The following is a 23,564-nucleotide window of genomic DNA, read 5'->3' on the forward strand; positions in this document are numbered from 1 at the left end:
GCATGAAATTCGTTCGCACTCCTATCGTTCTGGTTCTGGCATTGGCGCTCGGCGCTTGCGCTGTCGGGCCCGATTATCGTCGGCCGGCGGTCGCGGTGCCCACCAAGTTCAAGGAGCTCGACGGCTGGGCGCAGGCGCAGCCCGCGGCCGAGGCGCCGAAGGGCGACTGGTGGACCGTCTTCCACGATCCGCTGCTCGACGAACTCGAGCCCATGGTCGTCGTCTCGAATCAGACGGTGAGGCAGGATTACGCAAACTACGAGGAGGCGCTCGCCGAAGTGCGCGTCGCGCGCGCGTCGCTCTTTCCCAGCATCGGCGCAACCGGCTCGGCAACGCGCGAACGGTCGTCGACCGGCTCTTCGAGCTCGTCGCTCTCGGCGAGCAGCTTCTCGGTGTCGCGACGCAACGTCAATAATTCCGCGTCTCTCGAAGGCAGCGTCAGTTGGGCCCCCGATCTCTGGGGCCAAGTGCGGCGCACGGTCGAGGAGAACGCTGCGTCGGCGCAGGCGAGCCAGGCGACGCTGGCCAACGCGACGTTGTCCGAGCAGGTGACGCTCGCGACTGCCGTCATCGACTTGCGCATCACCGATGCGAACATCGATCTACTGACGAAGACGGTCGAGAACTACAAGGAGTACCTTCGCGTCGTGTCGGACCAGGCTCAGGCCGGCACCGAGCCGCCGTCCGATCTCATCACCGCGAAGACGCAGCTCGAGAGCGCGCAGTCGAGCCTGATCGCGCTCGGCGTGTCGCGCGCGCAGTACGAGCATGCGATCGCGGTACTCGTCGGCAAGAATCCGGAGGATCTCGACATTTCGCATAGCACCTCGATGCCGGTGTTGCCGTCGATTCCGGTCGGCCTACCGTCGACTCTGCTGCAGCGGCGGCCCGATATCGCCGTGGCCGAACGCGAGATGGCCGCTCAAAATGCTGCGATCGGGGTGGCTGTTTCGGCCTATTATCCGACGATCTCGCTTTCGGCCGCCGCCGGTTTCTCGGCCTCGCCGCTAGCCGGCTTGCTCAATATCGGCAACTACGTCTGGTCGCTCGGCGCCGATGTGAGCCAGACGCTTTTCGACGGCGGCGAGCGTAGCGGGAAGGTCGCCGCCGCGAAGGCAGCCTACGATGCGGCCGTGGCCAACTATCGGGGGACGGTGTTGACGGCGTTCGAAGGTGTCGATAATGACTTGGCGGGTTTGCGCATTCTCGCCGAGCAGGCGAAGGTGCTCGAAGCCGAAGTGAAGGACGCGACGCGCGGCGCGCAGATCGCGCTCGACGAGTATCAGGCCGGCACGGTCGATTACACGACGGTGGCTACCGCGCAGACGACGCTGCTGAGCGCGCAGGAGACGGCGCTCGGTGTCGAGCAGACGCGGCTCGTCGATGCCGTCTCGCTGATCGGTGACCTGGGCGGCGGATGGTCGGCCGACGCGCTTTGCGATCCTCAGCATACCAAGTGCGAAGCGCCGGCCTCGGGGAATTCGGGCGCATCGGCTCCCGCCGCCTCCGCGCCCGCCGGCTCCAATGCTAGTGCGGAACGTTCACCACTCCATGCTTCACGCTGATCGCGTTGGCGCCCGGGCTCTCGGCGATCGCCGGCAGGTTGGCGAGCGTCAGCGCGGGAGCCGCACCCGGGGTACCTCCGCGCGGCACCGTGCGAACGACCTGCGACGGCGGCAGCGGCGTGCCGCTTTTCAGGTGAGTCCACATCAGGTTGAGTGCCTGCAGATAGTAGTAATGAACGGGCACGAAGCGCGTGTCGAAGCCAGGGAAGCCGAGAAACGCGTCGAAGTGCTGGCCGTTCGTCACTTCGATCAGTGACAGTCGGCTGTGCGACCCTTCGACGACGCTGTTCGCCGCCAGATACGCGCGCGACGCGTGATTGATCGGCACGAGCGCATCGCTGCGGCCCTGAACGACGATCGCGGGCTTGCCATGCAGATCGGCGCGCACACGAATCGCGTCGACGCTCGCCACCATGCGCGGGTCCTGATTCGTCCATAGCGCGCGCAGGCAGGCGGCCCCGGCGAAACTGGCATCCGGCGTGGCCAGTCGATGATCGGCACCGCCCGCGGGCGCTTCGTTGTAGACGAGATTGATGCCGTTCGTAGGCGGCACGCCATTGCCGAGACCGAAGATCGTCGGCATCGGCGAGACGGCGGGCGTGAAGCCGGCCGCGCCCGTCGACGGATTCGTCGTGCCGAAACTGAAGCCGCAGAGATTGTCGATCACGCTCGATCTCGTATAGGCATTCGCGTAGGTCACGGCCACGGCCGGAACCGCCTGCGAATCCCACATCGGCGCCTGCAGCAGATCGGAGTCCGCTTCGTAGCCGGCTTCGTGCAGTCGCGCGAGTGCGTCGTTCGCCTGGCTTTGCGTGTCCGTTCCGCTCACCATGCCGGCCGCGGCAAGCGACGCGCAGCGAGCCTCGCGGATCGCCGTCGTGGTCGCGAGGGGCAGCGCCGTGAGATACGGTGCGCCGGCGGCAGCCTGCGCGAGCGCGGCGCACGGCTGCAGCAGATTCGCGAGCGTCGTGTAGTCGGCGAGCGGCTTGCCGGCCGCGAAGATGCGCTGGCCGCCCTCGAATACCTCCGCGCGGGGCGGCATCCAGACGTTGACTTGCGGCTCCCCGACGACGACGGCGGTGATCCATCCTCGTCTGTCCTGCTCCGCTGCTTCGAGCGACGCGCCGCCGCCGTTGCTGACCGACGTTGCGATCGTCGTAATGCGGCCGGGCCGATAGAGCACGCGGTGATTCGACGAATCGCCGATGACGGGGCCGAACTGCTGATTCAGCACCCAATAGGCGAACTTGATGGCTTCGAGCGTATCTTTTCCCCAATCCTGCTCGGGGTTTTGCTGCGAATGCGCGTGCTTGAACGCGTAACGGTTCGGAAACATCTGGTTGTAGGTGGCAAGGGCGCCGCTCGCGACGTTCGCGGTGAAGAGGCTGGCGCGTCCGGCCGCCGCCGCATCCTCGATCTCGCCGTCGATCAACGTGACGAGATTGGTCCTGAGCTCTTGCGCGCCGTTGCCGGTGCCTTTGTCGGTATAGGCGACGGCGCAGCCGCGCTTGAGGCCCCATTCACCGGCCGCCGATATGGCGCCGTAGACGCCGCGCGAGCCCGACGAGGTCGCCGTCACGATGCAGGGGTGGGCCGGATCGAAGCTGACCGGGACCTGAACGAGCAGGGTGACGTTGCGACGGCCCGTGCCATTGTCGGCATAGGCGAGGTATTCCGTGCCCGCGATCTTTCCTTCGCCGAGCGTGTCGTTGCCGTTCAGATCGACGTTGGGCCCCCAGAAGCGGCCGTAGCCGCCGTTCGCGGTGATATCGACGAGCGCCCGATAGTTCGACCAGATCGCCAACCGCCGCAACTCGGCGGCGCTCGGATGGGCGGGATCGGCAATCGCGGGTTGCGGGCCCGCCAGGCCGGTCTTGCCCAAGCCCGCGGTCAGCAGATCGTCGCTGACGCCGTCATAAGTCTTCGTTCGCAGGCTGCTCGCCACGATGAACGAGGGCAGGGTATTCACAGCGGGGCCGTCGTGGTCGTCGTCCGCGCCCCATGCGCTCGACAGCGACGCGCCAACTGCGATTGCGGCGCTCAACAGCACCGCGGCACTGCGGACTGCGACGGGAACGTCTCTCATGCGTGTCTCCTTACTGTTGTTGGGATGCACCGCACCGATCAGTTTGGAACAAATAGTAATGCTTCTCTCCCGGTTTGGCGGAAGACGATGGATAGGTGTCCGAACCAATGACCGCGCTCACTGGCCATGTGAGTCGATAACGAAAAGCTTATTGGTACGCAAAGAATTATTGACTGTCCATATTGGTGCAAGAAACCGTACTCTCGCCACACTGGGCGACGAGCCCGACTTTCGATCACGAACGAGCGACGTCGATGAGAAACGGAGCGGCAGCGAAATCCAAGCGCCTTTTGTCGTCCCTGGGCGCGTTGTTCGGCATAGCGTTCACCGGTTGGGTGGCGCATCTCGTACTGGGGGAGACAGTCGATGTGCCGCTGCTGGTTGCGCCGATGGGCGCGTCGGCGGTTTTGCTTTTCGCGGTACCGGAGAGTCCGCTTGCTCAGCCCTGGTCGATCATGGGCGGCAATGTCGTCTCAGCCATCCTCGGGGTGGCCTGCGCGCAGCTGATCGCCACTCCGGTCTTTGCCGCGGCGACCGCGGTCGCGCTCGCCATCAGCGCGATGCTCGCACTGCGCTGCGTGCATCCGCCTTCGGGTGCCGTTGCGCTGACAGCCGTGCTCGGCGGCCCCAACATTCACGAGCTCGGCTTTCGATTCGTGGCGATGCCCATCGCACTCCAATCGGGCGCGCTGTTGATGGCGGCATTGCTGTTTCACCGGATGACCGGACATCGCTATCCGCGCATCCACGAGAGCGATTCGGCAGAAGGGATGTCGGCCCTGCGCCGCGTGTTTTCGAAGTTCCGCAGCCGCGAGCGCGATGACGTTCCATACATCGACGATCCTGAATCGACATAATAAAAAACTTTAACTTTTCCTGATGGATCGCGCCGCGCACTATGAGCCGTAAGCGATGCGGACGATAAGAAGCGCGCCGCCTGTGCGCGAACCGTTCGAGGATCGCCTCTGACGACCGGGCGCTATCGGGCCGAGCTGACCGACCAGATTTCTTGACTCGACCAAAGGGAAACGACAATGAAGATCTGCGTTTATGGCGCCGGAGCGATCGGCGCGTACATGGGCGCCCAGCTCGCGCTGGCCGGCGCCGACGTGAGTTTCATCGCACGCGGCGCGCATTTGGCGGCCATGCAGAAAAACGGCGTCCGTCTGCAGCTGGAGGGCGCCGAGCGCGTCGTCCAAGTCAAATGCACGGCCGATCCGCGCGAACTCGGGCCGCAGGACTACGTCATCGTCGCGCTCAAGGCGCATTCGGTGCCCGGCGTCGTCGATGCGATGCAGCCGCTCATCGGGCCGCACACGGCGATCGTCACAGCCGTCAACGGTATTCCGTATTGGTATTTCTATCGTCATGGCGGCGTTTTCGCCGGCACCCTGCTCGATAGCGTCGACCCCGGCGGCAAGCAATGGAAGGCGCTCGGTCCCGAGCGCGCGATCGGTTGCGTGCTTTATCCGGCGGCGGAAATCGTCGAGCCCGGCGTCATTCGGCATGTCTACGGCAAGAAGTTTCCGATCGGCGAGCCCAGCGGCGAGAGGACCGAGCGCATCGTGAAGCTCCACGAGATCATGACGGCGGCGGGCTTCGATGCGCCGATCCGCGAGGATATCCGCGACGAAATCTGGCTGAAGCTGTGGGGCAACCTCTGCTTCAACCCGATCAGCGCGCTCACGCATGCGACGCTCGACGTCATCACGAGCAATGCCGGCACACGCGCCGTCTCGCGCACGATGATGCTCGAAGCGAAGTCGATCGCGGACCGGTTCGGCGTGCACTTTCGCGTCGATGTCGAAAGGCGCATCGACGGGGCCGGCGCGGTTGGCGCCCATAAGACTTCCATGTTGCAGGACCTCGAGCACGGCCGGCCGATGGAAATCGATCCGTTGCTGACCGTCGTGCAGGAAATGGGGCGTCTCGTCGGTGAGCCCACGCCGATCATCGATACCGTGCTCGCGCTGATCAAGCTCAGAGAGCAGACGGTGCAGCAGGCACTCGGTCAGCCAGTGGCCCGCGCCAATCACGACGCCGAGCGGAAGGTGGCGCTCGGCGCGGCCTAGCGACGCATTTCAAACTCACGGCGCGCCCGCAACCTGACGGCGGGCGCGGTATCCTTTCGTCTCAGCCGAAGAGAGTCACACTTATTGCACCGGAGTCTTTGTCGTACGAAAGCAACGCGTCATCTTATTCCGTGAAATATCACATACAAAATATTGACGATTGCCGCGACGCAGCATAACATGACTTCATTCCCGTCATGTTTTCCGGAGCAAGCAAATGGACCTTCTTTCGTTGGCATGGTTTGCCATTGGTGCCGTCGGCCTCGGGGCCGCCGCGACGTATTGGATGGCGAAGTGGATTCCGGCGCCTGTGGCGATGAAGGCGGCCGAGCATGGGCGTTTCGCCGGTCTCGGCGAAGCGGATCATCCGGCCGCACCACAACACCGGCGGCCGCAACGTGAGGCATTGAATGTCGTCAGAACTGCTAACTAATAAGAATGCGGCAGCGCCGTTGACGCTGTCGCTCAAGTCGATCGGGGCGAGCGCGAGCCTGCGCGATCAGGCTTACGCGATGTTGCGCAAAGCGATCGCCGATGCGGATATCTACGCGACGCGCGAACCCGTGCGTCTCGACGAGCGGATGTTGAGCGAGACGCTCGGTGTGAGCCGCACACCGATCCGCGAGGCGATGACGCTGCTCGAGCAGGAGGGGTTCTTGCGCACCGTGCCGCGGCGCGGGATTTACATCGTGCGCAAGAGCAAGCGCGAGATCGTCGAAATGATTCAAATGTGGGCCGCGCTCGAGAGCATGGCGGCGCGGCTCGCCACGCTGCATGCGAGCGATGAGGAGATTGCCCGGCTTCGTCGCATGTTCGACAGCTTTCGCGACACGACGCCCGCGGAGCACATCGAGGAGTACTCGGACGCCAACATCGCCTTCCATCAGGCGATCGTCGAGTTGTCGAAGTCGCAGATCATCCTCGATACCATCAAGAATATCTTCGTGCACGTGCGCGCGATTCGGCGCATGACGATCTCGCAGAGCGATCGTGCCGCACGCTCGATCGTCGATCATCTGCGTATCATCGAAGCGCTCGAAGCGCGCGATACGGAGCTTGCAGAACGCCTCGTTCGCCAGCATTCGCTCGATCTCGCCGCCTACGTCGAGGCGAATTGCGATTTCCTCGATTGAGGCGTTTGGCCCGCGGGCGCGTCAAGAGCAGGCTCGCGCGAGCCAAGGCCGCCCATGGCCGCGGTGGCCGCTCGCGCGAGTCGAGTCTCAAAGGCGCTTTGCCGTCAACGCGTTGACTCGCGTGATCTGTTCGATCTGCGCCGCGCCTTCGTCGATCAGGAATTGCTTGAACGCGTCCGCGACGGGCGGCAGCCGCTTGTTCTTGCGGTGCACGACATACCAATTGAGCATGACCGGGAAGCCCTCGACGTCCAGCACGACGAGGTGGCCGACCTGAAGCTCGAGGCTGATCGTATGCGCCGATAGGAACGCAATCCCCATCCCGGCGATCACTGCCTGCTTGATCGTCTCCGTGCTCTTGATCTCCATGGCGATCTTGGGATTCTCGAGTCTGCCGGCCAGGCCTTCCTGCATCGAATTCCACGTATCGGAGCCGCGCTCGCGAACGACGAACGGCTCCTCGGCAAGTTGCGCCATCGTGATGAAGCGCTTGTTCGCGAGCGGATGACTCGGGGCGGCGACGATGACGTAGGGATGCGGGGCGAACGGCTCGGTCGTCACGTCCATGCCGACAGGCGGACGCACCATGACCGCGAGATCGGTCTGATTGGTGACGAGCTGCTGAAGCAGCTCCTCGCGATTGTGAACGGACAGATTGAGCGTGACGCCCGAGTGCCGGCGCGTGAATTCCGCGAGAAGGCGAGGGAAGAAGTAGTCCCCCGCGCTGATGACGGCCACGTTGAGCTTGCCGCCCGAGATGCCCTTGAGCTGGCTCATCGCTTCGTCTTCCTGCTGAAACTGCAGCAGGATGTTGCGGCTGAACTGGAGCATTTCTGCGCCCGCCGGCGTCAGGTAGATCTTCTTGCCCAACTGCTCGAAAAGCGGCAGTCCCGCGTGCTCCTCAAGTTGAGCGACCTGAGTCGAGACGGCCGGCTGAGTCAAGTGAAGCTCCTCGGCGGCGCGCGAGAAGCTGAGCAGACGTGCCACGGTCTCGAAAACCTTCAGTTGCCGAAGCGTGGCGTTTCTGATTGTCATGGGCCGATGCATAAGGAAGAGGCTATCGGCATCGTAACAAAGTTCAGGTTTTCCAAAGCTAGCGAAGACCCTAATGCGCGCGCCGACTCGCGGTGTTGCCGCAAGCTCGAATCGACCGGCCCATAGCGGCGGTTACGTCATATATAAGGGCTCCTTAATCCAAACGGTAACAAAGTTTGATTATCGGCAATTGATCGCAGCCCCTAGCATGCAGGTATGCGATCAAGCGGCTGTCGACAACGGGCCCGGTCCAACCGCAAGCCATCGCGCCTCTCGCTTTAATAAATAGATCGATGGAGACAAAGCACATGAACGGATCCGTTCAGCATGCCCCCGTGTTCTGGAAGAACAGATGGTGTCAGCTAGTCATCGGCATGCTATGCATGGCGCTGGTCGCCAACCTGCAATACGCCTGGACCCTCTTCGTGGGGCCGATGCACACCAAACATCACTGGGACCCGGCGTCCATTCAAGTGGCTTTCTCGATCTTCCTCATCACCGAGACGTGGCTCGTGCCCGTCGAGGGATGGCTCGTCGACCGGTTCGGGCCGCGGCTCGTGGTTGCGATCGGTGCGGTCTTCGCCGGTGCGGCGTGGATCATGGACTCTTACGCGACGACGCTGCCCGAGCTCTACATCGCGTCGGTCATTGCGGGCGTGGGCGCCGGGTGCGTCTATGGAACTTGCGTCGGCAACGCCCTTAAGTTATTCCCCGACCGCCGCGGCCTCGCTGCGGGGCTGACGGCGGCCGGCTTCGGCGCGGGTGCCGCGGTGACCGTCATTCCGATCGCGACCATGATCACGCGCTCGGGCTACGAACAGGCGTTCCTGGTCTTTGGCGGCTTCCAGGGCGTCGCCATCTTCTTGTTGGCCATGCTGCTCACGAAGCCCGTCGTCCGCGCCGGCGTGGTGCCGGCACGCAAGTTCGCCGTCACGAAGGTCGACTACACGCCGGGGCAGATGGTGCGTACGCCCGTGTTCTGGCTCATCTATGTATCGTTCGTCGCGGTCGCGGCCGGCGGCGTCATGGCGACGGCTCAGATCGGCCCGATCGCGAAGGACCTCGGGCTCGCTCGCATTCCGATGACGCTCTTCGGGATGACGCTGCCGCTGCTCACGATGACGCTTTCGATCGACAACATCTGCAACGGCTTCACGCGTCCGCTCTGCGGCTTTGTTTCCGACAAGATCGGCCGCGAGAACACGATGTTCATCGTCTTCATCGGGGAGGGCCTCGCGCTGCTCGGGCTCATGCAGTACGGCACGAACCCCTATGCGTTCATGACGTTCGCGGCGCTGATCTTCCTCTGCTGGGGCGAAATCTTCTCGATCTTCCCGGCCATTTGCGCCGATACGTTCGGCAGCAAGTTCGCCGCCGCAAACGCGGGCTTGCTTTATACGGCGAAGGGTACGGCCGCGCTACTCGTTCCGCTCGCGTCGATCCTGGCCGAGATGGGCGGCTGGAACGCGGTGTTCCTCGTCGCGGCCGCCATCACGATTACGGCCGGCATCGGCGCCAAGTTCGTCCTTGCGCCGATGCGCGCACGTTGGATCGAAGCGCAGAACGCAGGCTCGGCTTTCGTCACTACGCATCAGTCTTCGTCGACGCTTTCGCACTGATCGTCGCGCGCACTTTGATCGACGTTTGAACCGTGGGCGCCTTGCTCGATTCACCGAGCAAGGCGCTTTGGGTTTGAGGGAAGAGGTTGGCGCAACGGGCTTCGCCCGCGAAGCCGGAGAAAAGAAAACGCCGCGTGGGAGTCACGCGGCGTTGGGATTGCGGTTAGAGACGGGATGTCAGGCGCCGCTGAGCATGGGCAGCCCGAAGTCCCCGGAGAAGTCGTCGTTGAAGCAGGGCGAGGCACGCATCTCTCGCGTGCGGACCTGGAGCACGGAAGGACGCTTCGTTTCGGCGGCGATAGCCGCGCACGCTTCGAGCGCCTCGGGCCGCAGCGCGTTCTTCTTCGCCAGGATGGCCTCGCTAAGAAACTCGGCGCTATAGGCGGTCAGCAGATGAGGATGGTGCGTTTCGATGTACGTGACGATGCGAGCCGCCTCGCCATCGATCGATGCAAGCGACGCCAGCGTATGCGTGTCCCAACGAAAGCGCAGCCCCAGTTCGGCGAACGCCATGTTGTACGCGCAAACATGCGCCTTCAGGTCGCGATCGTCGTCGAGGCGACGATCGTCGAATGCTGTAGAGGTCATGGGCTTCTCCTTCCATCGTGAATCGATGAGTTGGCTAAAGCATAGGGCTGCAGCTGAATAGGTGATAGTTAAAGTTTTATTTGAAATCCATAAACGATTGCTTATCAAAGACCACACGCGGCGCGAGCCAGAGGGAAAACAAGCGAGCGCACCAGGCGCGGCTCGCGGGCGTTTCTAAAATCGCTTGACCTCGTAGATATCTGATATACAGTATTAAACATACTCAGACCGCGAGGAGACTATGTCCACGGACAGGCACATCGAGCCCGGGTCGCCGCAAGTGTCGTTATCGCTTGCGCCGATCGGAGGTTCCCTGTCGTTGCGTGACAGGGCTTATGCCAGCTTGAGGCGAGCCATCGCCGAGACGGACATCTATGAGTCCCGCGAGGACATCCGGCTCGACGAAAAGGAATTGGCCGAGGCGCTCGGTGTCAGCCGTACGCCGGTGCGCGAAGCGATGACCCTGCTCGAGCAGGAGGGGTTTCTGCGGACGGTGCCGCGGCGCGGCGTCTATATCCAGCGCAAGACGAAGCGCGAAATCGTCGAGATGATCTATATGTGGGCGGCGCTCGAGAGCATGGCGGCGCGGCTCGCGACCGCACGCGCTTCGGACGCGGAAATTGCAGGGCTGCGCCGCATCTTCGCCGACTTCGGCGAAACGACGCCCGCCGAGCACGTCGACGAGTACTCCGAGGCCAACATCGCATTTCATCAGGCGGTCTTCGAGCTCTCGCAATCGTCCGTGCTCGTCGAAACGAGCAAAAACATCTTCATGCACGTGCGCGCGATCCGTCGGATGACTATCGGCGAGCGCGATCGCGCCGCGCGTTCGATACACGATCACATGCGCATCATCGAGGCACTGGAGGCTCGTGATACCGAGCTTGCCGAGCAGCTCGCGCGCCAGCACTCGCTCGATCTGGCGGCATTCGTGGAAGGGCACTGCGACTTTCTCGACTAAGGGGCGAGCAGAACAGGCGACGCCGAGCGGCGACGCAAAAAACGCTTGATCTAATACAGTGTGTGATATATGGTATATCACAACAAACACAAACAACTCTGCGCCAAGGAGGCATGACATGGCAGAAGCAGCTGGGGCGATCGAACTGAAGGTCCCCCAAGTCACTGAAACTAAAACTTCGCCGATGACGGACGGCTTTCATCTCGTCATCGAAGCGTTGAAGCTCAACGGTATCGAGAACATCTACGGCTTGCCCGGAATTCCCGTTACCGACCTGGCGCGGCTTGCGCAAGCTGAAGGAATGCGCGTCATCAGCTTTCGGCACGAGCAAAACGCGGGCAACGCGGCGGCGATTGCCGGCTATCTGACGCAAAAGCCCGGCGTCTGCCTGACCGTATCCGCGCCTGGCTTCCTGAATGGGCTGACGGCGTTGGCCAACGCGACGACGAACTGCTTTCCGATGATCCTCATCAGCGGCTCGAGCGAGCGCGAGATCGTCGATCTCCAGCAAGGCGATTACGAGGAGATGGATCAACTCAACATCGCCAAGCCGCATGCGAAGGCGGCTTTTCGGGTGCTGCATGCGCAGGACATCGGTATCGGCGTAGCTCGCGCGATCCGCGCCGCGGTGTCGGGACGCCCGGGCGGCGTTTATCTCGACCTGCCGGCGAAGCTGCTGGCTCAGGCCGTCGACGCCGTCGAGGGACGCAACTCGCTCGTGCGCGTGGTCGATCCCGCGCCGCGCCAGCTGCCCGCGCCCGACTCGGTCCAGCGCGCGCTCAACCTGCTCAAAGGCGCGAAGCGTCCGTTGATCCTGCTTGGCAAGGGCGCGGCCTACGCGCGGGCCGATGCCGAGATCCGGGCGCTCGTCGAAAAGACGGGCATTCCCTATCTGCCGATGTCGATGGCGAAGGGGCTTCTGCCCGATACGCATCCGCAATCGGCATCGGCCGCGCGTTCGTTCGTGTTAGCCGAGTCCGACGTCGTCCTGCTCGTCGGCGCGCGCCTGAACTGGCTGCTCGCTCATGGCAAGGGCAAGACCTGGGGGGCGCCGAAGCAGTTCATCCAGGTCGATATCGCGCCGACCGAGATCGACAGCAACGTTGCAATCGCGGCGCCCGTCGTCGGCGATATCGGCTCGTGCGTCTCGGCGCTCCTCGAGGGAATCGACCCGAGCTTCCCGAAGCCGAGTGCCGAGTGGCTTTCAGTCGTGGCCGAGCGCAAGAACAAGAACCTCGCGAAGATGGCGGAAACACTCGGGAAGGACCCGACGCCGATGAGCTTCCACAGCGCACTGCGCGTGCTGCGCGATGTCGTGAAGGCGCATCCGGACATCATGCTCGTCAACGAGGGCGCGAATACGCTCGACTACGCGCGGGCGGTCATCGACATGTACGAGCCGCGCAAGCGTCTCGATTGCGGCACCTGGGGCGTGATGGGCATCGGCATGGGCTTCGCGGTCGGCGCGGCCGTCGAGACCGGCAAACAAGTGCTCGCGATCTGCGGCGATAGCGCGTTCGGCTTTTCGGGGATGGAGGTCGAGACGATTTGCCGATATGACCTGCCCGTTTGCATCGTCGTCTTCAACAACAACGGCGTCTATCGCGGCACGGATGTGAATCCGTCCGGCGGCAAGGACGTGGCGCCGACGGTGTTCGTCAAGGGCTCGCGTTACGACAAGCTGATCGAGGCGTTCGGCGGCACGGGTTATCACGTGACCACACCGGCCGAGCTCGAAAAAGCCGTGGCCGAGGCGTTCAAGACCGGCAAACCCGCCCTCATCAACGCCGTCATCGACGAATCGGCCGGCACCGAAAGCGGCCGCTTGACCAACCTCAATCCGCAAAGCTCGGCGAAGAAGCACTGACGCCTGACATCGCCCGACACGACACCCTTAGGAGAATGAAAGTGACACTGCCGCTCAAAGGAATCAAGATCATCGATTTCACGCACGTCCAGGCGGGTCCCGCTTGCACGCAGATGCTGGCTTGGTTCGGTGCCGACGTGATCAAGGTCGAGCGTCCGGGCTCCGGCGACGTGACGCGTAATCAACTGCGCGACATTCCGGATGCCGATGCGCTTTACTTCACGATGCTCAACAGCAACAAGCGTTCGCTGACGCTCGACACTAAGACGGCCGAAGGCAAGGAGGTTCTCGAGAAGCTGATTCGCGGCTCGGATGTGCTCGTCGAGAACTTCGGGCCCGGCGCGCTGGACCGCATGGGCTTTTCGTGGCAACGCATCAACGAGCTCAATCCGAAGATGATCGTCGCCTCGGTGAAGGGCTTCTCCGAAGGCCATCATTATTCGGACCTGAAGGTCTACGAGAACGTCGCGCAGTGCGCCGGCGGTGCCGCCTCGACGACGGGCTTCTGGGACGGCCCGCCGACGGTCAGCGCGGCCGCGCTCGGCGACAGCAACACGGGCATGCATCTCGCGATCGGCATTCTCACGGCCCTCATCGGCCGCCAGCAGACGGGCAAGGGACAGAAGGTGGCCGTCTCGATGCAAGACGCCGTGCTGAACCTGTGCCGCGTGAAACTGCGCGATCAGCAGCGTCTCGAGCGCGTCGGCTACCTCAAAGAGTATCCGCAGTATCCGCACGGCACATTCAGCGATGTGGTGCCGCGCGGCGGCAACGCGGGCGGCGGCGGCCAGCCCGGATGGGTGCTCAAGTGCAAGGGATGGCAAACCGATCCGAACGCCTATATCTATTTCACCGTTCAAGATCACGCGTGGGAGCCGATCTGCCGCGCGATCGGACGTCCTGAATGGATCAACGACCCCGACTACAACACGCCCGACGCGCGCCAGCCGCATATCTTCGACATCTTCGCGAAGATCGAGGAGTGGCTCGCCGGCAAGACGAAGTACGAGGCCGTCGATATCCTGCGCAAATTTGACATTCCTTGCTCGCCGGTGCTGAGCATGAAGGAGCTCGCCTACGACGAATCGATGCGCAAGACCGGCTCGATCGTCGAAGTCGATCACCCTGTGCGCGGCAAGTATCTGACGGTGGGCAGTCCTATCAAGTTCTCCGACCTCAGGCCCGAGATCACCGCCTCGCCGCTCCTCGGGCAGCACACGGACGAAGTGCTGGCCGAACTCGGCTACAGCAAGGAGCAGATCGCCCATATGCACGAGGCGAAGGCCGTCTGAAGACATGGGCGGGCGAGGCCACCGCGGCGGGCGTGCGTTTTTTCGTTTATCGTCGAAGCAATCGCCCCGCGGCGCCTGCCATCGACGTCAGCAGAGGCGCCAGGCGTCGCGGCGACCCGGTCTATCCTGCCCGTAGCGGCACAACGAACGGAGTGAGAGAGCACCATGCAAACGACGATCGATCTCGAACAACTGGTCGCGGCCGTCGGCGACGCGATCATCGTCTCTGATCCGCAAGGCAGGATCACCCTCTGGAATCCGGCGGCGCAGCGAATATTCGGTTTCAGCGAAGAAGAGGCGCTGGGCAAGTCGCTCGACCTCATCATTCCGCAACGTCTGCAAGCCCGTCATTGGGAGGGCTACCAGAAGACGATGCAAACGGGCGAGACGCGCTACGGCAACGATGTGCTCAAGGTGCCCGCCGTGCACAAGGACGGAAGGGCGTTGTCGATCGCATTCACCGTCGCGCTGCTGTATTCGGCGCCGGGCACGCTCAGCGGAATCGTCGCTGTCATTCGCGACGAAACGAGCCGCTTTCAGGAAGAGCGCAATTTGCGCAAGCGGCTCACCGAATTGGAGGCCCGAGTCGGGGCTTGACGTCATCCACCGATCGGTCGCCGCGCCGCGCTCGACGCATGCGCGGCGACACGGCGGCTCGGGTTGGCAAGAGCAAACGAGGAAGCGATGCGCGTGGAGATTGTGGGATCGTACCGGCTGGAGCTGTCCGCGATGCAGCTCATCGAGAACGGCGGGTGGACCGCCTATGCGGCGGTCCGAAACGCCGAAGATGGGGCGGCGGGCGAACCGAAGCTGAGTATTCTGCCGTATCAACGCGTCGTCGATGACGCCGTGTTCGAGAGCGAAGCTGCCGCGCTTGCCGCCGCGCGGCGTGTGGCAATCGCGCTCGTCGGCGCCGCCTCGGCCTGAGTTCTGCGGTGCATGCTCGGGCGGCGTTCTTGGTTATTTATTTAGTAGTACAGAACAAATTGAATGCGCCGACCCGGGTTTGAAAACCTGCCGGTGCAATGGCACCGAAGCTGTGCAGAGAACACGGTGCCGATAGAGACAAACGAGTTTGGGAGACAGGAAGTGAGCAAGGCACTGATGGGTGTGCGCGTCCTCGATTTCACGCATGTGCAGTCCGGCCCGACCTGCACGCAGCTGCTCGCCTGGTTCGGCGCGGACGTGATCAAGGTCGAGCGGGCGGGAGCCGGCGACGTCACGCGCGAGCAACTGCGCGACATCCCCGATGCCGACAGCCTTTACTTCACGATGCTCAACCACAACAAGCGTTCGGTCACGATCGACGCGAAGCATCCCGAAGGCAAGAAGGTCCTCGAGGCGTTGATTCGACAATGCGACGTGCTCGTCGAGAACTTCGCGCCGGGTGCGATCGAGCGGATGGGTTTCGGTTGGGAGCGCATCCAGGAATTGAATCCGCGCATGATCATGGCGTCGGTCAAGGGCTTCGGCCCCGGCCCTTACCAGGACTGCAAGGTCTATGAGAATGTCGCGCAGTGCGCGGGCGGTGCCGCGTCGACAACGGGTTTCGACGATGGCCCGCCCGTCGTGAGCGGCGCGCAGATCGGCGATAGCGGCACCGGACTCCATCTCGCGCTGGGCATCGTGACAGCGCTCTATCAACGGACGATGACCGGCCGCGGACAGTATGTGCTCGCGGCGATGCAAGATGCCGTGCTCAATCTGTGCCGCGTCAAGCTGCGCGATCAGCAGCGGCTCGACCGCACGGGTGTGTTGCGCGAATATCCGCAGCACCCGCAGGGGACGTTCGGGCCGGCCGTGCCGCGCGCGGGCAACGCGTCGGGCGGCGGTCAGCCGGGTTGGATCCTGCGCTGCAAGAATTGGGAATGGGACTATAACGCCTACATCTATTTCATCGCGCAGGCCCCGGTATGGGCCAAGGTCTGCAACGTGATCGGCAAGGAAGAGTGGATTACCGATCCCGACTACGCGACGCCGCAAGCACGCTTGCCGCGCCTTAAGGAGATCTTCGCCGAAATCGAGCGCTGGACGATGACGAAGACGAAGTTCGAGGCGATGCAGATTCTGAACAAGTACGACATCCCTTGCGGCCCGGTGCTCTCGATGAAGGAGATTGCCGAAGACGAAGCGCTGCGCGAGACCGGCACGATCGTCGAAGTCGATCATCCGGTTCGCGGGCCGTACCTGACGGTCGGCAATCCCATCAAGCTGTCGGACAGCCCCACGTTGGTGACGCGCTCGCCGCTGCTCGGCGAGCATACCGACGAAGTCATGGCCGAGCTAGGCTTCACACCCGAAGACGTCGCGCATCTGCGCGAGGTCGGAGCGATCTGACGATCCGATAAAGGAGAACCCCCATGACATCATGGGTCCGCTTTCTGTCGAAGGACGAAAGCGTCGGCTTCGGCTTGCTCGAAGACGACTGCGTTGTTGAATATCGCGGCGACATGTTCGGCGACCCCGAACGAACGGGAGGCCGGCGGCATCTCGACGACGTGACGCTGTTGAGTCCGTGCGTGCCGACCAAGGTCGTCGCGCTCTGGAACAACTTCCATGCGCTTGCCGAGAAGCTCGGCAAGGCCGCGCCCGTTCATCCGCTGTTTTTGATCAAGCCGCCGATGTCCGTGATCGGGCCGGGCGCGCCCATCCGACGCCCCCGTGCATACCGCGGCAAGATCGCCTATGAGGGCGAGCTCGGGATCGTAATCGGGAAGCGCTGCAGCAACGTGGCGGTGGACGAGGCCGATCGGTACATCTTCGGCTATACCTGCATCAACGATGTCACGGCCGTCGAGTTGTTGGACGAAGATCCGAACTTCGCGCAATGGTGTCGGGCAAAGGGCTTCGATACGTTCAGCTGCATCGGCCCTGCGATCCGCTGCGACTTCGATTGGCGCGCCGCGCGCGTGGCAACCCGACTCGACGATACAGAGCGGCAGAACTATCCGCTCGACGACATGATCTTCTCGCCGGCGCAGCAGGTGAGCCTGCTCTCGCAGGACATGACGCTGATGCCGGGCGACGTGATCGCGTGCGGCACGTCGATCGGCGTCGGATCGATCAAGGACGGGGCGACGGTGACGGTGTCGATCGATGGGATCGGCTCGCTTTCGAACACGCTCGCGGCGACGGGGGAGCAATGACGACCATCGCCGTGCCACGCGAAGTGCATCCGGGCGAGCGCCGCGTCGCGGCGACGCCCGATACCGTCGCGCAGTTGATCAAGCTCGGATACACGGTGACGGTCGAAGCGGGTGCCGGAGCCGCCGCGTCGTTCGACGACGACGCCTATCGCACTGCCGGCGCCGAGATCGTCAGTGATACCCGCGCACTTTGGTCCGGGGCGGATGTCGTCGTCAAAGTGCGTCCGCCCGCAGTCCACCCGCGGCTCGACGTCGACGAGACCTCGCTGATCCGGGAAGGTGCCACGCTGATCGGCTTCGTCTGGCCCGCTCAAAACCCGGGGTTGCTGACGTGCCTCGCCGAGCGTCGGACGAGCGTCCTCGCGATGGACTGCGTGCCGCGCATTTCGCGTGCGCAAAAGCTCGACGCGTTGAGCTCGATGGCGAACATGGCCGGCTATCGCGCCGTGATCGAAGCGGCTCACCACTTCGGGCGGTTGTTCACGGGGCAGATCACCGCGGCGGGCAAGATGCCGCCGGCGAAGGTGATGGTCATCGGCGCCGGCGTGGCGGGGCTTGCGGCCATCGGCGCGGCGCGCGGCCTCGGCGCGATCGTGCGCGCATTCGATACGCGCCCCGAAGTCGAGCAGCAAGTGCAAAGCATGGGCGCTGACTTCCTGAAAGTCGATATCGAAGAGGAGGGCAGCGGCAGCGGCGGCTACGCGAAGGAAATGAGCGCGCGCTTTATCGAGGCCGAGATGGCGCTCTTCGCGGCGCAGGCGAAGGAAATCGACATCATCGTCACGACTGCGCTGATTCCCGGCAAGGCCGCGCCGACGCTCATCACGGCCGAGATGGTCGAGTCGATGCGGCCGGGCAGCGTGATCGTCGATATGGCGGCCGAGCAGGGCGGCAACTGCGAGCTCACGAAGTCCGGCGAGGTCGTGAACGTGCACGGCGTGACGATCGTCGGCTACACGGACCTGCCGAGCCGGATGGCGACGCAGTCGAGCCAGCTCTATGCGACGAACATCCGGCATTTGCTGACCGATCTCACGCCGAACAAGGATGGCGCGCTGCGAATCGATATGAACGACGAAGTCATGCGGGGCGCGACGGTCGTTCACGAAGGTTCGATCGTCTGGCCGCCGCCCGCGCCGAAGCAGCCGGCGACGGAAAACAAGGCGAGCGTCGAGCGTGCCGGCGAATCGGCGAACCATGCGGCGCGCGCGCCGGGCGCAGCCGCTCAGAAGGAAAACGGCGAAGGCGCTCGACGGAAACCCGGTATGGGCACGCTCGCGTTCGTCGCCATTGCCGCCGTGGCGTTGCTCGCATTGGGAGCCGTTGCGCCCCCGTCGTTCGTTGCTCATCTGACGGTCTTCGTGCTCGCGGTCTTCGTCGGGTACCAGGTCATCTGGAACGTGACGCCGGCGTTGCATACGCCGCTCATGAGCGTGACGAACGCGATCAGCGGCATCATCGTCATCGGGGCGCTGCTGCAGCTCGGCACGTCGAACACGCTTGTGACGACGCTTGGCGGCATCGCGCTTTTCGTCGCGACGATCAACATCGCGGGTGGATTTCTCGTCACGCAGCGCATGCTGAGAATGTTCCAGCGCAATTGATAAGGAGTCCTGATGTTGAACGGAATCGGCAATATCGCGTATCTGGGCGCGAGCACGCTGTTCATTTTGAGCCTGCGCGGCCTCGGCAATCCGCTCACGGCGCGGCGCGGCAACCTGTACGGCATGATCGGCATGCTGATTGCCGTCGCGGCGACGCTTGTCATCGCGCCCGGCGTCAGTCTTGCGATCGTTGTCGTCTGTGCCGCGACGGGGGCGGCGTTGGGCGCGCTTCTCGCGCAGCGCGTGGAAATGACGCAGATGCCGCAGCTCGTGGCGATCCTGCACAGTTTTGTGGGCCTCGCGGCCGTCGTGACGGCCGTCAACAGCTATATCGCGCCCGCGGCGGGGCAAGAGGGCGTGCAGCAGACGATCCACGAATGCGAGATCTACCTTGGCGCACTGATCGGCATGGTGACGTTCGCCGGATCGATCGTCGCGTTCCTCAAGCTGCAAGGGACGATCGGCGGCAAACCGCTCGTCTTGCCCGCTCGGCACCTGCTCAATCTTCTCGTCGTCGCACTGTGCGCCGTGCTCGGTTATCGCTTTCTGACGGCACCGACCGTCGAGTCCGGATTGTTCGCACTCCTGACGATGATCGTGCTCGCCGCCGCGCTCGGCGTTCACCTCGTGATGGCGATCGGCGGGGCGGATATGCCCGTCGTCGTGTCCATGCTGAACAGCTACTCGGGCTGGGCGGCGGCGGCCACGGGGTTCATGCTCGACAACGATCTGCTGATCACGACGGGCGCGCTCGTCGGGTCCAGCGGCGCGATTCTGAGCTACATCATGTGCCGCGCGATGAACCGAGGCTTTCTATCGGTGATACTCGGCGGTTTCGGCGCGTCGAGCGGCGCGGCCGCGGCGCAGGTCGAGGGTGAGGTCGTCTCGGCGACGGTCGACGAAGTCGGCGCCATGTTGCGCGATGCGTCGGATGTCATCATCGTGCCGGGCTACGGCATGGCCGTGGCTCAGGCGCAATCGACGATCAGCGAGATCACGCGCAAGCTTTCCGCGATGGGCGTGCGCGTGCGCTTCGGCATTCATCCCGTCGCGGGTCGGTTGCCGGGTCACATGAACGTCCTGCTCGCCGAAGCGAAGGTACCGTACGACATCGTGCTCGAGATGGACGAGATCAACGACGACTTCGCCCATGCCGACGTCGTGCTGGTGATCGGTGCGAACGATATCGTCAATCCCGGCGCGCTCGAAGACCCGGCGAGCCCGATTGCCGGGATGCCGGTGCTCGAAGTCTGGAAGGCTCGCACCGTCGTCGTCTCGAAGCGCAGCATGGCGTCCGGCTATGCGGGCGTCGACAATCCGCTCTTCTGCAAGGAAAACACGCGGATGCTGTTCGGCGACGCGAAAGCGAGCGTAGATGCGCTGCTGCAGGCTCTGGCGGTCTGAGGAAGGGGCCGGTCGGCGGACCGATTGCTGATCTCTGTTGGGCCAACCCGAACCCCGAACCTGACGTCGGCGTTCGCTTGCGCATCACGGCGGACGATGCGTATAATCGCAGGCTTCGCTTTCGAAGCTAGGGCGCTTTCGCGGAACGCGATCGATCGTTGCGGGAATGGATCCGCCGGCGCGCAGAAAGTCCTTCCGGCGCCCGATGTGAGGAAAGAAAAAACTTCACAAACGGCGAACGGGAAGCTAGAATAGCGTTCTTCGCTTTCGGCGAAAGTTGATTGCGAAGCGCGGTAGTACGAAGAGATTTTGTCCCCTTCGTCTAGAGGCCTAGGACATCACCCTTTCACGGTGAGTACAGGGGTTCGAATCCCCTAGGGGACGCCAGACATCGGCGGTATTTCAGTCGCGGAAGCGATGAGGTACGGCAGCTCGAGAGACGAGACCGACGCTCGCGAGTATGATGCAAGAAAGTGGAGTGGTAGTTCAGTCGGTTAGAATACCGGCCTGTCACGCCGGGGGTCGCGGGTTCGAGTCCCGTCCACTCCGCCAGACAAAGCCCGTTCAGTAGGCTTGAACGGGCTTTTTTAATAAAGGTGTAAGCGGTACGTTTGTCCCCTTCGTCTAGAGGCCTAGGACATCACCCTTTCACGGTGAGTACAGGGGTTCGAATCCCCTAGGGGACGCCAGATATCGGTGGCGTATTCGAGCGCCGGGTTGAACCCGGAGGCACGAGACGCCGCAGCCCGTGAGACACGACCGACGCTCGCGGGCCATGATCTGCAAGACTGGAGTGGTAGTTCAGTCGGTTAGAATACCGGCCTGTCACGCCGGGGGTCGCGGGTTCGAGTCCCGTCCACTCCGCCAAATCGAAAAGCCCGTTGATGAATTCAACGGGCTTTTTTTTGGCTTACAGCTAATCGCACGTGGATCGGAACCGAAGAGAGCGGCCGTGACACGCGCCGGCAGCCATGTGTCGCGCCGCACCATCGCCGGGGGAAATCTCAGTTGCAAGCGGCGTCCCAGTGCCGTACCGTGTCCCTGAATCGTCCCGTTGCCGCGCAGATGTTCGCTCCCACCGACGCACCGCTGCCGTTCGCCCTGCGCGACGCCGCGCCCGAAGACTTCGAGTTCGCCGAGGCGCTGACGCGCAACAACATGAACGGCTACTACGAACGCCATCATCTCGTCTGGCGTGCCGATCTCTTCTTCGTCAGCTGGCGCGAATCGGAAAACTATATTCTCGAAGCGGACGGCGAGCGGGTGGGCGTCATGCGCCTGACCGAAGAGGGTGATTCGCTGCACATCCGCGACGTCCAAATCGCGCCAGGCTACCGCGGCCAGGGTGCCGGCACTTATATGCTCGAGACGGCGCATCGCTGGGCTCATGAGCGGGGATTGAGCGAGCTGCAGCTGCGCGTCTTCGTCGACAACCCGGCTGCGCGTCTCTATCTGCGCATGGGCTATCGCGTGAGCGGCCCGCGGATCGCTCAGATCGGCGCGATCCGCCATATGACGCGGCGCGTCTGATCCGCATCCGCCCAGAAAAAGCGCCGGGCGCCGATCAACGGCCGGCCTGGCCGTCCGGTAGATCCTCGAGTTCGTCTTCTTCGAGCGCCTCGCTTTCTTGCCGGCGCTCGTGCCCGCGCACCATGAATGCCCGCGGGCTCTCGCCAAACGCTCGGCGGAACATGGCCGAAAACGCGCTCTGACTCTGGTAGCCGAGCGCCTGCGCGATATGCGACAGCGGCCTGCCCTGGCTGAGCAGCGGAATCGCCCGCGCGAGCACGGCCTGCTGGCGCCATTGCGAGTAGCTCATGCCGAGTTCCTGCCGAAAGAGCCGCGCAATCGTGCGCGTGCTCGCGCCGACCGTTGCCGCCCAATACTCGAGCGGGTCCGCGTTGCCGGGGTCGGCGAGCAGCGCATCGCAAAGTGCGCGCAACCTTTTTTCGCGCGGCATCGGCACCGATAGCGGCAACGGGACCGAGTGCGTCAGCTCATCGAGGGCGAGCGCGCCGAGCAGGCGCTCACGCGCGGGCGACAAATCGGCCGCGTCGATGGACGCGATCAGTTCGCGCAAAAGCGGCGAGACTTCCATGACGCGGCAACTCTCGAGTCCCGCCGGCACTACCGATTCGTCGATATAGAGCGCGCGCAGATAGGCGTCTTCCACGATGACGACTTCATGGGGCACGTGCGGCGGCACCCAGATTGCGCGCGAGGGCGGGACGATCCAGGTGCTGCTCTCGACGCCGATGCGCAGCACCCCACGCGACGCGTAGGCCACCTGCGCCCATGCGTGCATGTGCAAGGCGATGCGTTCGCCGGCCGGGACGGCTCGCGAGCGTACGCGGACCGGATGGTCGCGCGTCGGCGCGAATTGCGGCGGAATGTCGGCAAAGCGTACGCGCGCCGAAGGCAGTGGGACAGTCGATTCGGTCATGGTGAAACGGATCGGCAGGCGACTCGAGCGGGCTTCGCGGAGCGCGGCATAGGGCCGGCGCGCGAATCCTCACGGGTCCTCATGGTTCGCTATTGTATGAGCGGCCCGGGTTCCGCGGTGCCGCTCGAGGCATGCATAATGCGTTCTTTGGATGCGCGCGGCCGGCACGGCTCCGGCGGCGTGCGTGCCGTATTCCGCGCTTCGAGCCTGCCTGGCAGGCGAGCGGCGTCCGGCGGAAAGAGCCACCCACCATGCCACTACGGGGCGAGCGAACAGGAGAACGAGTGCGGATGCGATACGTTTTCGTGTACGGCACGTTGCGCGCAGGCGAGATCAACGATATTGTGCGCGCCGCGGCACGCCATGACATCGAGGCGCCGCGTCTCATCGGCACTGCCGCGGTGCGCGGGCGTCTCTATGACTTTGGGGCTTACCCGGGACTCGTGCTGGACGCCGCTGCCGGACCCGTGCGCGGCGACGTCTATGAGATCGACGATGCCCTCGTCCCCGTTCTCGACGAAATCGAAGAGGTCTACCCCGGCGTGGAGGGGCTTTTCAAGTCTCGCGAAGTCACCGTCGCCGTGGACGGGCGCAACCTGACCTGCCTTTACTATCCCGTCGACGCCGAATCGGTGGCCGGCCTGCCGCGAATCGCAATCGGCGACTGGGTCGAGTACCGGCTCGCACGCGACGCGGAGCCGGCGCTCGGATGACGTCGGGGGCTCATGAGTTGCAGTCGGGTGTCGAGA

The 23,564-nt window shown here is 63.7% G+C and carries 20 protein-coding genes, 4 tRNA genes and 1 pseudogene; 21 read left to right on the forward strand and 4 right to left on the reverse strand.

Going from position 1 to position 23,564, the window contains the following annotated elements:
* The first annotated feature begins 2 nt into the window (after window positions 1–2).
* Window positions 3–1,565, forward strand: a complete 1,563-nt coding sequence (locus tag AB4Y31_RS06030) for an efflux transporter outer membrane subunit (RefSeq protein ID WP_368673119.1) — start codon at window positions 3–5, stop codon at window positions 1,563–1,565.
* On the opposite strand, the gene AB4Y31_RS06035 is transcribed toward AB4Y31_RS06030, so the two are convergent.
* Window positions 1,528–3,651, reverse strand: a complete 2,124-nt coding sequence (locus AB4Y31_RS06035; RefSeq protein ID WP_368673120.1) for a D-(-)-3-hydroxybutyrate oligomer hydrolase — start codon at window positions 3,649–3,651, stop codon at window positions 1,528–1,530. The two genes, AB4Y31_RS06030 and AB4Y31_RS06035, sit on opposite strands and share 38 nt — an antisense overlap.
* Before the next feature lie 254 nt (window positions 3,652–3,905).
* Between AB4Y31_RS06035 and AB4Y31_RS06040 the strand changes: the two are divergent.
* From AB4Y31_RS06040 to AB4Y31_RS06055, 4 genes and pseudogenes are all read left to right on the forward strand, one after another.
* A pseudogene (locus AB4Y31_RS06040) lies at window positions 3,906–4,391 on the forward strand (HPP family protein); the annotation flags it as partial.
* A gap of 294 nt (window positions 4,392–4,685) precedes the next feature.
* On the forward strand, window positions 4,686–5,723 hold the full coding sequence (locus AB4Y31_RS06045; protein ID WP_368673121.1) for a 2-dehydropantoate 2-reductase: 1,038 nt from the start codon (window positions 4,686–4,688) through the stop codon (window positions 5,721–5,723).
* Between the two features lie 217 nt (window positions 5,724–5,940).
* The gene (locus AB4Y31_RS06050) at window positions 5,941–6,156 is read left to right on the forward strand and encodes a hypothetical protein (RefSeq protein ID WP_018444147.1); all 216 of its coding nucleotides are present in this window, start codon (window positions 5,941–5,943) and stop codon (window positions 6,154–6,156) included.
* Complete coding sequence (locus AB4Y31_RS06055; protein WP_368673122.1) at window positions 6,134–6,856, forward strand: GntR family transcriptional regulator; 723 nt, start codon at window positions 6,134–6,136, stop codon at window positions 6,854–6,856. Before AB4Y31_RS06050 ends, AB4Y31_RS06055 begins: the two co-directional genes overlap by 23 nt.
* An 87-nt stretch (window positions 6,857–6,943) precedes the next feature.
* Here the strand turns inward: AB4Y31_RS06055 and AB4Y31_RS06060 are convergent, their stop codons facing one another.
* Window positions 6,944–7,891 carry a LysR family transcriptional regulator gene (locus AB4Y31_RS06060; protein ID WP_018444149.1) on the reverse strand — a complete coding sequence of 316 codons (948 nt, stop codon included), beginning with the start codon at window positions 7,889–7,891 and terminating at the stop codon, window positions 6,944–6,946.
* 308 nt (window positions 7,892–8,199) lie between these two features.
* On the opposite strand from AB4Y31_RS06060, the gene oxlT reads away from it, so the two are divergent.
* Window positions 8,200–9,510: an oxalate/formate MFS antiporter gene (gene oxlT, locus AB4Y31_RS06065; RefSeq protein ID WP_368673123.1), complete on the forward strand. Its 1,311-nt coding sequence runs from the start codon at window positions 8,200–8,202 to the stop codon at window positions 9,508–9,510.
* A 177-nt stretch (window positions 9,511–9,687) separates the two neighbouring features.
* On the opposite strand, the gene AB4Y31_RS06070 is transcribed toward oxlT, so the two are convergent.
* Window positions 9,688–10,098, reverse strand: coding sequence for a hypothetical protein (locus AB4Y31_RS06070; RefSeq protein WP_368673124.1), 411 nt, complete (start codon window positions 10,096–10,098; stop codon window positions 9,688–9,690).
* Between the two features lie 241 nt (window positions 10,099–10,339).
* On the opposite strand from AB4Y31_RS06070, the gene AB4Y31_RS06075 reads away from it, so the two are divergent.
* The 14 genes from AB4Y31_RS06075 to AB4Y31_RS06140 all read left to right on the forward strand — a co-directional run bounded on the left by AB4Y31_RS06075 (window position 10,340) and on the right by AB4Y31_RS06140 (window position 21,902).
* Complete coding sequence (locus AB4Y31_RS06075) at window positions 10,340–11,059, forward strand: GntR family transcriptional regulator (protein ID WP_368673125.1); 720 nt, start codon at window positions 10,340–10,342, stop codon at window positions 11,057–11,059.
* A gap of 118 nt (window positions 11,060–11,177) precedes the next feature.
* Window positions 11,178–12,926 carry an oxalyl-CoA decarboxylase gene (gene oxc, locus AB4Y31_RS06080; protein ID WP_368673126.1) on the forward strand — a complete coding sequence of 583 codons (1,749 nt, stop codon included), beginning with the start codon at window positions 11,178–11,180 and terminating at the stop codon, window positions 12,924–12,926.
* 41 nt (window positions 12,927–12,967) lie between these two features.
* Complete coding sequence (gene frc, locus AB4Y31_RS06085) at window positions 12,968–14,218, forward strand: formyl-CoA transferase (RefSeq protein ID WP_026230318.1); 1,251 nt, start codon at window positions 12,968–12,970, stop codon at window positions 14,216–14,218.
* 165 nt (window positions 14,219–14,383) lie between these two features.
* Window positions 14,384–14,815, forward strand: coding sequence for a PAS domain-containing protein (locus AB4Y31_RS06090; RefSeq protein ID WP_368673127.1), 432 nt, complete (start codon window positions 14,384–14,386; stop codon window positions 14,813–14,815).
* 87 nt (window positions 14,816–14,902) lie between these two features.
* Window positions 14,903–15,145: a hypothetical protein gene (locus AB4Y31_RS06095; protein WP_018444156.1), complete on the forward strand. Its 243-nt coding sequence runs from the start codon at window positions 14,903–14,905 to the stop codon at window positions 15,143–15,145.
* A gap of 162 nt (window positions 15,146–15,307) precedes the next feature.
* The gene (frc, locus tag AB4Y31_RS06100) at window positions 15,308–16,555 is read left to right on the forward strand and encodes a formyl-CoA transferase (protein ID WP_368673128.1); all 1,248 of its coding nucleotides are present in this window, start codon (window positions 15,308–15,310) and stop codon (window positions 16,553–16,555) included.
* Between the two features lie 23 nt (window positions 16,556–16,578).
* Window positions 16,579–17,364 carry a fumarylacetoacetate hydrolase family protein gene (locus AB4Y31_RS06105; protein WP_368673129.1) on the forward strand — a complete coding sequence of 262 codons (786 nt, stop codon included), beginning with the start codon at window positions 16,579–16,581 and terminating at the stop codon, window positions 17,362–17,364.
* Window positions 17,361–18,968, forward strand: coding sequence for a Re/Si-specific NAD(P)(+) transhydrogenase subunit alpha (locus AB4Y31_RS06110; protein ID WP_368673130.1), 1,608 nt, complete (start codon window positions 17,361–17,363; stop codon window positions 18,966–18,968). The genes AB4Y31_RS06105 and AB4Y31_RS06110 overlap by 4 nt, the downstream gene beginning before the upstream one ends.
* A gap of 12 nt (window positions 18,969–18,980) precedes the next feature.
* A complete protein-coding gene (locus AB4Y31_RS06115; protein ID WP_368673131.1) occupies window positions 18,981–20,372 on the forward strand; it encodes an NAD(P)(+) transhydrogenase (Re/Si-specific) subunit beta in 1,392 nt (463 codons plus the stop codon).
* Window positions 20,373–20,683: 311 nt separating this feature from the next.
* A tRNA-Glu gene (locus tag AB4Y31_RS06120) sits at window positions 20,684–20,759 on the forward strand.
* Between the two features lie 88 nt (window positions 20,760–20,847).
* Window positions 20,848–20,924: transfer RNA gene (locus AB4Y31_RS06125), tRNA-Asp, on the forward strand.
* A 61-nt stretch (window positions 20,925–20,985) separates the two neighbouring features.
* Window positions 20,986–21,061, forward strand: a tRNA-Glu gene (locus tag AB4Y31_RS06130).
* Between the two features lie 101 nt (window positions 21,062–21,162).
* A tRNA-Asp gene (locus AB4Y31_RS06135) sits at window positions 21,163–21,239 on the forward strand.
* A 198-nt stretch (window positions 21,240–21,437) separates the two neighbouring features.
* Window positions 21,438–21,902, forward strand: a complete 465-nt coding sequence (locus AB4Y31_RS06140; protein WP_368673462.1) for a GNAT family N-acetyltransferase — start codon at window positions 21,438–21,440, stop codon at window positions 21,900–21,902.
* Between the two features lie 34 nt (window positions 21,903–21,936).
* On the opposite strand, the gene AB4Y31_RS06145 is transcribed toward AB4Y31_RS06140, so the two are convergent.
* The gene (locus tag AB4Y31_RS06145) at window positions 21,937–22,815 is read right to left on the reverse strand and encodes a helix-turn-helix domain-containing protein (RefSeq protein WP_368673132.1); all 879 of its coding nucleotides are present in this window, start codon (window positions 22,813–22,815) and stop codon (window positions 21,937–21,939) included.
* A 290-nt stretch (window positions 22,816–23,105) separates the two neighbouring features.
* On the opposite strand from AB4Y31_RS06145, the gene AB4Y31_RS06150 reads away from it, so the two are divergent.
* Window positions 23,106–23,528: a gamma-glutamylcyclotransferase gene (locus AB4Y31_RS06150; RefSeq protein ID WP_368673133.1), complete on the forward strand. Its 423-nt coding sequence runs from the start codon at window positions 23,106–23,108 to the stop codon at window positions 23,526–23,528.
* The last annotated feature ends 36 nt before the right edge of the window (window positions 23,529–23,564 follow it).

The organism is Trinickia sp. EG282A, assembly GCF_040965455.1.
Taxonomy (GTDB): domain Bacteria; phylum Pseudomonadota; class Gammaproteobacteria; order Burkholderiales; family Burkholderiaceae; genus Trinickia; species Trinickia symbiotica.

Excerpts from the sequence above, each read along its gene's own strand:
- oxc (WP_368673126.1), top strand. The coding sequence starts at position 11,178 with ATGGCAGAAGCAGCTGGGGCGATCGAACTGAAGGTCCCCCAAGTCACT.
- AB4Y31_RS06030 (WP_368673119.1), top strand. The coding sequence starts at position 3 with ATGAAATTCGTTCGCACTCCTATCGTTCTGGTTCTGGCATTGGCGCTC.
- AB4Y31_RS06050 (WP_018444147.1), top strand. The coding sequence starts at position 5,941 with ATGGACCTTCTTTCGTTGGCATGGTTTGCCATTGGTGCCGTCGGCCTC.
- AB4Y31_RS06140 (WP_368673462.1), top strand. The coding sequence starts at position 21,438 with ATGTTCGCTCCCACCGACGCACCGCTGCCGTTCGCCCTGCGCGACGCC.
- AB4Y31_RS06110 (WP_368673130.1), top strand. The coding sequence starts at position 17,361 with ATGACGACCATCGCCGTGCCACGCGAAGTGCATCCGGGCGAGCGCCGC.
- AB4Y31_RS06075 (WP_368673125.1), top strand. The coding sequence starts at position 10,340 with ATGTCCACGGACAGGCACATCGAGCCCGGGTCGCCGCAAGTGTCGTTA.
- AB4Y31_RS06055 (WP_368673122.1), top strand. The coding sequence starts at position 6,134 with ATGTCGTCAGAACTGCTAACTAATAAGAATGCGGCAGCGCCGTTGACG.
- AB4Y31_RS06090 (WP_368673127.1), top strand. The coding sequence starts at position 14,384 with ATGCAAACGACGATCGATCTCGAACAACTGGTCGCGGCCGTCGGCGAC.
- AB4Y31_RS06150 (WP_368673133.1), top strand. The coding sequence starts at position 23,106 with ATGCGATACGTTTTCGTGTACGGCACGTTGCGCGCAGGCGAGATCAAC.
- AB4Y31_RS06145 (WP_368673132.1), bottom strand. The coding sequence starts at position 22,815 with ATGACCGAATCGACTGTCCCACTGCCTTCGGCGCGCGTACGCTTTGCC.
- AB4Y31_RS06060 (WP_018444149.1), bottom strand. The coding sequence starts at position 7,891 with ATGACAATCAGAAACGCCACGCTTCGGCAACTGAAGGTTTTCGAGACC.
- AB4Y31_RS06035 (WP_368673120.1), bottom strand. The coding sequence starts at position 3,651 with ATGAGAGACGTTCCCGTCGCAGTCCGCAGTGCCGCGGTGCTGTTGAGC.
- AB4Y31_RS06115 (WP_368673131.1), top strand. The coding sequence starts at position 18,981 with ATGTTGAACGGAATCGGCAATATCGCGTATCTGGGCGCGAGCACGCTG.
- AB4Y31_RS06105 (WP_368673129.1), top strand. The coding sequence starts at position 16,579 with ATGACATCATGGGTCCGCTTTCTGTCGAAGGACGAAAGCGTCGGCTTC.
- AB4Y31_RS06045 (WP_368673121.1), top strand. The coding sequence starts at position 4,686 with ATGAAGATCTGCGTTTATGGCGCCGGAGCGATCGGCGCGTACATGGGC.
- AB4Y31_RS06095 (WP_018444156.1), top strand. The coding sequence starts at position 14,903 with ATGCGCGTGGAGATTGTGGGATCGTACCGGCTGGAGCTGTCCGCGATG.
- oxlT (WP_368673123.1), top strand. The coding sequence starts at position 8,200 with ATGAACGGATCCGTTCAGCATGCCCCCGTGTTCTGGAAGAACAGATGG.
- AB4Y31_RS06070 (WP_368673124.1), bottom strand. The coding sequence starts at position 10,098 with ATGACCTCTACAGCATTCGACGATCGTCGCCTCGACGACGATCGCGAC.